A 5,904-nucleotide genomic window follows, 5' to 3' on the forward strand; every position below is an offset into this window, starting at 1 on the left:
GGGGCTGCACCGCGTTCGCGGACTCGTGCCCGGACCCCTCGACCTGCTGGATTCGGAGGCCGTCGCGAAGGCGCTCGCCGCCACCCCACCCGACCGGCGCAGACTGTCCGGGCCCGGATATCACGCGGTCACCTACGGCAACCTCGTCGCGGAGATCGCCTGCCGCGTCACGAATCGGACATTCCCGGAACTGGTGGAGCAGGAACTCGCCGGACCGCTGGGCCTGCGCGAATTCTGGTTCCGGGTTCCGCAGAGCGAACGGCGCCGCCTGGCCCCGGTGTTCCCCAAGGTGAACCCGCTGCCCTCGTCGTGGAGCACCACCGCAAGGGTGATGTCGCGGATGCCGGGAATCCGGGGCATCGCGGAAGCGGGCATGGCAGAAGGCTTCGACGAGTTGATGCGCAGCCCGTCGGCGCACGACGCCGTGATGCCCGGCTGGAACGGTGTGTTCAGTGCCCGCGCGCTCGCCCGCATGTACGGCGCGCTCGCGAACGGCGGTGCGCTCGAAGGGGTTCGGCTTCTCAAGGAAGACACGATCGAACAGATCGTCGAGGTGCAGACGCGTCGTCGCGACTACGTGCTCGGCATCCGGCCGAACTGGCGGCTCGGCTATCACCCGGGCTGGGTTGCCTTGCGGGAGCAGCCTTTACGATCCGTCGGGCACTACGGTTTCGGTGGGTCGGGCGCGTTCGCGGACCCCGGCACCGGTTTGTCCGTCGCATTCGTCACGAACCGGCTCGGCAGCAACCTCACGACGACGATCTCCGACGCGCGATTCCCGCGACTCGGCGCCGAGGCGGTGTCGATCGCGCGGCGCGTCGCCTGACTGCCGACGCGCCGCGCGATCCGACGAATCAGGTATCGATACCGAGATTGACGGCAGCGAGGATCCGGTCCGGCTGCTGCGACACGGTCGTCATGCCGGACTCGTCGAAGATGTTGTCGTTGTCGTTGCGGGTGTCGCGCCCGGTGTGGTCGGTGTAGGGGGCGACGGTGGAGAAGATCTCGTCGTTGAGGGCATCGTCGAAGAACAACTGCGTGGTGAGAACGGTCGACTTGTCGATGTGAACCTTGACGTGGATGTGGACCGTGCGCCCCACGTACCAGCCCGGGAAGATGGTCGTGAAGTACGCGATGCCGTTCGCATCGGTCACCTGGGCGCCCCGCAGATAGGTGCCGTCGTCGGTCGTCGTGGCTTCCTGGTCGCCGACGCTGTACGAACCGTTCGAGGTCTCTCCCGAACCTTCCGTGCCGCCGGGTCCACCGTTCGGTGGGGTCATGCCTTCCGGTGGTTCCATGCCTTCCGGGAACTGCATGCCCTCGGGTGGAGCCATCCCACCCGGTCCGCCCGGTCCGCCGGGACCACCCGGTCCACCGGGCGGCGGTGTGCCGCCGGGGCCTCCCGGACCCCGCCCCCCGCCCTGGTTGGCTGCGATCGACCCGGATTCGAAGCCCGAATACACGCCACCAGCGTCGCAGTGCCAGATCTCGACGACCGCGTTCGCGACCGCGCTCGCGGAGCCGTCGGCGCTGCAGTTCTGCAGGTCCTGCACGCGAAGCGCGAGCTGCAGTTCCAGGCCGGGACGATCCTCCCGGATGTCACGGCGGATGGAGTCGACGTCGAACCAGTACGGCCCCTGCGTCTCCTCGCTGGTCATCACGCAGTTCGGGGCCTGGTCGAGGAGCGCCCGGAGCTGTTCCTCGATGCTGCCCGACGCGGCCGCGGTCGCGTCCGTCGTCGCGGAGCCGGCCGCGGTGGTCGCGGTGCTGCTGCCGTTGTCGGTGCCGCACGCGACCGCGAGCAGGCTGCCGAGGCTGATGGTTCCGCCGAGCGCCAATGCCCGGCGGCGGCTCACCCGTTTGCGGCTGAGCTCCACGTCTTTGTTCACGCTTCCTCCCGATATCGAAATCGTGACTCCATGGTGGCGCGCGGTCCTGGACGCCGGTCGTGAGATTCCTGGGAGGTTCCTGTGTGCGGGTTCAGTCGGAGCTTGCGGCGAACAGTTGAGCGTTCGCGTGGGCACGGAAGAACACCGTGCCGTCCTCACCGGTCAGCCGCGCTTCGATCGTGGCCAGCCGGCGCCCGGCCCGGACCACCTCGGCCTGGGCAAGGACGTCGGGTCCCGGAGCGTCGGGGGAGCGCAGATAGTCGATACCGAGGTTGAGGATCCGGTACTGCCCGCCCTGTTCGGGAAGGGTCTGCGCGGCGAGTCCGGTGATCGTGTCGGCGATGGACACGAGCACTCCGCCGTGGATCGAGCCGAACCGGTTGGCCATCCAGTCGGCCGGCGTGACGAGGGCGTCGACGCGTCCGCGCTCGGATTGCTGCACGCGGAGGCCGAGGAGTGCGGCCAGCGGACCCCGGGCGATCGTGCCGTCGGCGATGCCCTCGACGATGCCGAGCCCGGACCGCCCGGCGAGGGACTCCGGACCGTCCCACGGCTCGGGTCCCGGCATGCTCTGTGCGACTGCCGTGGGCGGAGCCTCCGGATCGTCGATGCTTGCGCGTCCGACCGCCATGGCCCGGCCGACGACGTGCGCGACGAGACTGCCCGATTCGTCCACGATCTCGGCCGCGGCCAGCGACGTTGCGTCGTCGGTGTGCAGGGCCCGGCCGGTCCCGACGATCGTGCCGCCGGACGGGAACGGGTTCGCCGCCGACACACTCAACTGTGCGAGGACGGTACCGACCGGCTCGCCCGCCCGATCCCGCAGCGCGGCGGCGGCCGGGGCACCCACCACGACGTCGGTGAACACACCCAGCGACCCGATCGTGATTTCACCGCGATGATCGAGCAGTCGCGGACCGAGCGTCTGGACGATCCGCATGGGATCGGATGAGAAGCCTTCCCGCGTGATGCCCAGGACGGTCACGGGCCGGTCGATCGGAAGGGTCTGGGTGCTGATGCTCACCCGTTCTCTCTATCACGGGTGAGCGGTGAGGGCTGGGTGGCGGCCCTCAGCGACCGATCGTCGCGTGCATCTCCCAGACGAGGACCTCGGCTCCGGTGGTGGTGGTCAGACGCTGCCCGCCGGAGTTCGTCAGCCGCACCGCGTCGCCCTCGGCGAGCGGACCGACACCCTCGAGGTCGGCGCTGCCCTCGGCGACGAAGACGTGCAGGTACGGCGCCTCGGGCAGGGTCACCGTCTTGTCCGGCTGCAGCCGCGCGACCGACAGGCCCGCGTACTTGTTGTGGATCCGGATCGCCGCGTGATCGCGGTCCTTCGCCATCCCGGACGCGACGGGCACCAGACCGCCGCGCATCAGTTCGTCGTCGATCTCGAGCTGCTCGTAGCCGGGGGTGATGCCGGCCTCGTCGGGCATCACCCACATCTGGACGAACCGCACGGGTGTCGCGTGTTCGGCGGCGTGCGTGCCGGTGACGCCGTCGAGACGCCACGAGTCGTTCTTCTCCGAATGCAGGATCCCGGTGCCGGCGCTCATCCGCTGGGCCAGGCCGGGATAGATGACGCCGGAGTGACCGATCGAATCCTGGTGCACCAGGCTGCCGCGTAGCACCCACGTCACGATCTCCATGTCGCGATGCGGGTGGGTGTCGAAACCCTTTCCGGCCGTGACGATGTCGTCGTTGTTGACGAGGAGCAGACCGTGGTGGGTGTTGTCCGGATCGTAGTGATGGCCGAACGAGAAGGAGTGCTTCGAATCCAGCCAGTCGATCTTCGTCTTCATCCGATCGGCTGCTCGGCGGACGTCGATCAGCGGGGTCTGGGACATGGTGTTCCTCTCGGGGTGCGAGCTTCAGCGTAATTACTAGTGCTGCTCGTGTTCGGCGGGGATCGAACCGAGGCGGCCCGCCTGGTAGTCCTCGAAGGCCTGGATGATCTCGGCCTTCGTGTTCATGACGAACGGCCCGTACATCGCGACCGGCTCGCGGATGGGCTTGCCTCCCAGGAGGAACACCTCGAGGGAATGGGTGCGGGAATCCTGGGTCGCGGAAGCGGTCAGCGTGATCGAGTCGCCCTTCGGGCCGAACACCACGGTCTGACCGGTGCGAGCCGGTGCCTGCTCGGCGCCGACGGTGCCGTCGCCGGCCAGGATGTAGGCGAGCGCGTTGTACTCGGGGTTCCACGGCAGCGTCACCGAGGCACCGGGCGCGATCGTGAGGTGGGCGAGTGCGATCGGGGTGTGGGTAACGCCCGGACCGTGCACGCCACCGATCTCACCGGCGACCACGCGGATCAGCGTGCCGCCGTCGGGCGACGACGCCAGTGCCACGTTGCTGCCGGCGATGTCCTGGTATCGGGGCTGGGCCATCTTGTTGTCGCGGGGCAGGTTCACCCACAGCTGCACGCCGTGGAACAAACCACCGCTCACGACCACGTGCTCAGGCGGCGCCTCGATATGCAGGATGCCGGCGCCGGCGGTCATCCACTGGGTGTCACCACCGGTGATCGTGCCGCCACCGCCGTTCGAGTCCTTGTGCTCGAGGATGCCGTCGATCATGTAGGTCACGGTCTCGAAGCCGCGGTGCGGATGCCAAGGGGTCCCTTTCGGCTCGCCCGGCGCGTACTCGACCTCGCCCATCTGGTCCATGTGGATGAACGGATCGAGGAAACGCTGGTCGATCCCCGCGAACGCGCGGCGGACCGGGAAGCCCTCGCCCTCGAAGCCGACGGGAGCGGTACGCACCCCGAGCACCGGGCGCGCGGGACGATCGGGTGCCGGGGCCTCGATCCGGGGCAGGGTCAGGATGTTGTCGACGGTGACCGCAGGCATTGCGGGCTCCTCCCGAAGTAATTGACTGTGCAACTATTCTAACCCGGGCGGTCGCCGGAATGTTCCCGGGCCGTGTGCGATGAGTTTCCGGGCCCCCGCGAGTCGAACCATGTGACCGCACCGACCGGCCCCACAGCGCGGGCCGCGAACCTCAGGAGCTCACATGTCCCGCATGCTCTTCGCCAACCTCCCCGTCAAGGACGTCGCCGCGACCCGTGCCTTCTTCGACACTCTCGGGTTCACGTTCAACGAGATGTTCTGTGACGCGAACACCGCGTGCATGGAGATCAACGAGCAGACCTACATCATGTTCCTCGAGGAACCGCGGTTCCGGAACTTCATCAACGACGACATCTGCGACACCGGCAAGGCCCGGGAGGTGCTGCTCGCCGTCTCCGCCGACAGCCGCGCCGACGTCGACCGCCTCGTCGACGCCGCGATCGCCGCGGGTGGATCCGACTGGACCACGCCGGGGTCGGCGGAGATGGACGTCGATTTCATGTACGGCCGGGCGTTCCGCGACCTCGACAACCACGTGTGGGAGGTGTCGTGGATGAACGTCGAAGCGGCGGCAGTGGCGATGGGGCCGCAGGCGGAAGGCGCCGCGCAGTCCTAGGCGGTTGATCGTTGGACGGGGCTGCCGAGGGTTCGGTTCTTCCGGATCCCGGTGGCCTCGTCGGCGGGTTCCGGACCTTCGATTACTCGCGTCGGTATTTTGCCTGGGGGCCACCTCGGCGTCGGGCCGATTGTTCGATGTCGACGCGCCTTGTCACGAATAACTTTCCCGACTTCGGAAAATTACGTGCAATTTGTAGGTACTGGAGAATTCGCAGGAAATATCCGATCGCGACAACCTCGTTCCGGACGTTGCCGCAGGTGGCACCGGGTGCATCAATGAAGTTGGACGACTGTCCGAGTGGCCGAGGCGGGTCGTTGTCATGTAGAAAGAACGTCCACGCGAGTTGCCGTGATTCACATCACAGCGTTTGTGGAGTGATTTGCGGTTATTTCGTTTGATGCCGCCGTTCGGGCAGGGGAATCTTGCCGACTGCCGCTCGGGAGCAGAAGGGGTTCGGAAGGTTTGCGTGCTGAAGCTGTTGCCGATGTCGCCGATCGATTCGCTGTCCGTGCCGGGAGCATCGTCCGTGGCGGGAGCACCGTAGAAC

At 67.6% G+C, this 5,904-nt stretch carries 7 protein-coding genes; 2 read left to right on the top strand and 5 right to left on the bottom strand.

The window, feature by feature from the left end:
• Positions 1–826: serine hydrolase (locus I0Q12_RS30420; protein WP_231611733.1), on the top strand; the 826-nt coding region annotated here is incomplete at its 5' end.
• Positions 827–854: 28 nt separating this feature from the next.
• Here the strand turns inward: I0Q12_RS30420 and I0Q12_RS30425 are convergent.
• The 4 genes from I0Q12_RS30425 to I0Q12_RS30440 all read right to left on the bottom strand — a co-directional run bounded on the left by I0Q12_RS30425 (position 855) and on the right by I0Q12_RS30440 (position 4,738).
• A complete protein-coding gene (locus I0Q12_RS30425) occupies positions 855–1,889 on the bottom strand; it encodes an intradiol ring-cleavage dioxygenase (protein ID WP_197257608.1) in 1,035 nt (344 codons plus the stop codon).
• A 91-nt stretch (positions 1,890–1,980) separates the two neighbouring features.
• Complete coding sequence (locus tag I0Q12_RS35000; RefSeq protein WP_197257610.1) at positions 1,981–2,913, bottom strand: PaaI family thioesterase; 933 nt, start codon at positions 2,911–2,913, stop codon at positions 1,981–1,983.
• A 46-nt stretch (positions 2,914–2,959) separates the two neighbouring features.
• Entirely contained in the window at positions 2,960–3,736 is a 777-nt protein-coding gene (locus tag I0Q12_RS30435) for a pirin-like bicupin family protein (RefSeq protein ID WP_197257612.1), read from the bottom strand.
• A 36-nt stretch (positions 3,737–3,772) separates the two neighbouring features.
• Positions 3,773–4,738, bottom strand: coding sequence for a pirin family protein (locus I0Q12_RS30440; protein ID WP_197257614.1), 966 nt, complete (start codon positions 4,736–4,738; stop codon positions 3,773–3,775).
• A 163-nt stretch (positions 4,739–4,901) separates the two neighbouring features.
• Between I0Q12_RS30440 and I0Q12_RS30445 the strand changes: the two genes are divergently transcribed.
• Entirely contained in the window at positions 4,902–5,354 is a 453-nt protein-coding gene (locus tag I0Q12_RS30445; protein ID WP_197257616.1) for a VOC family protein, read from the top strand.
• Between the two features lie 153 nt (positions 5,355–5,507).
• Here I0Q12_RS30445 and I0Q12_RS34390 read toward each other — a convergent pair.
• A partial coding sequence (locus tag I0Q12_RS34390) for a hypothetical protein (protein WP_231611734.1) occupies positions 5,508–5,904 on the bottom strand: 397 nt, incomplete at its 5' end.

Source organism: Rhodococcus sp. CX, assembly GCF_015865005.1.
Classification (GTDB): Bacteria; Actinomycetota; Actinomycetes; order Mycobacteriales; family Mycobacteriaceae; genus Rhodococcus.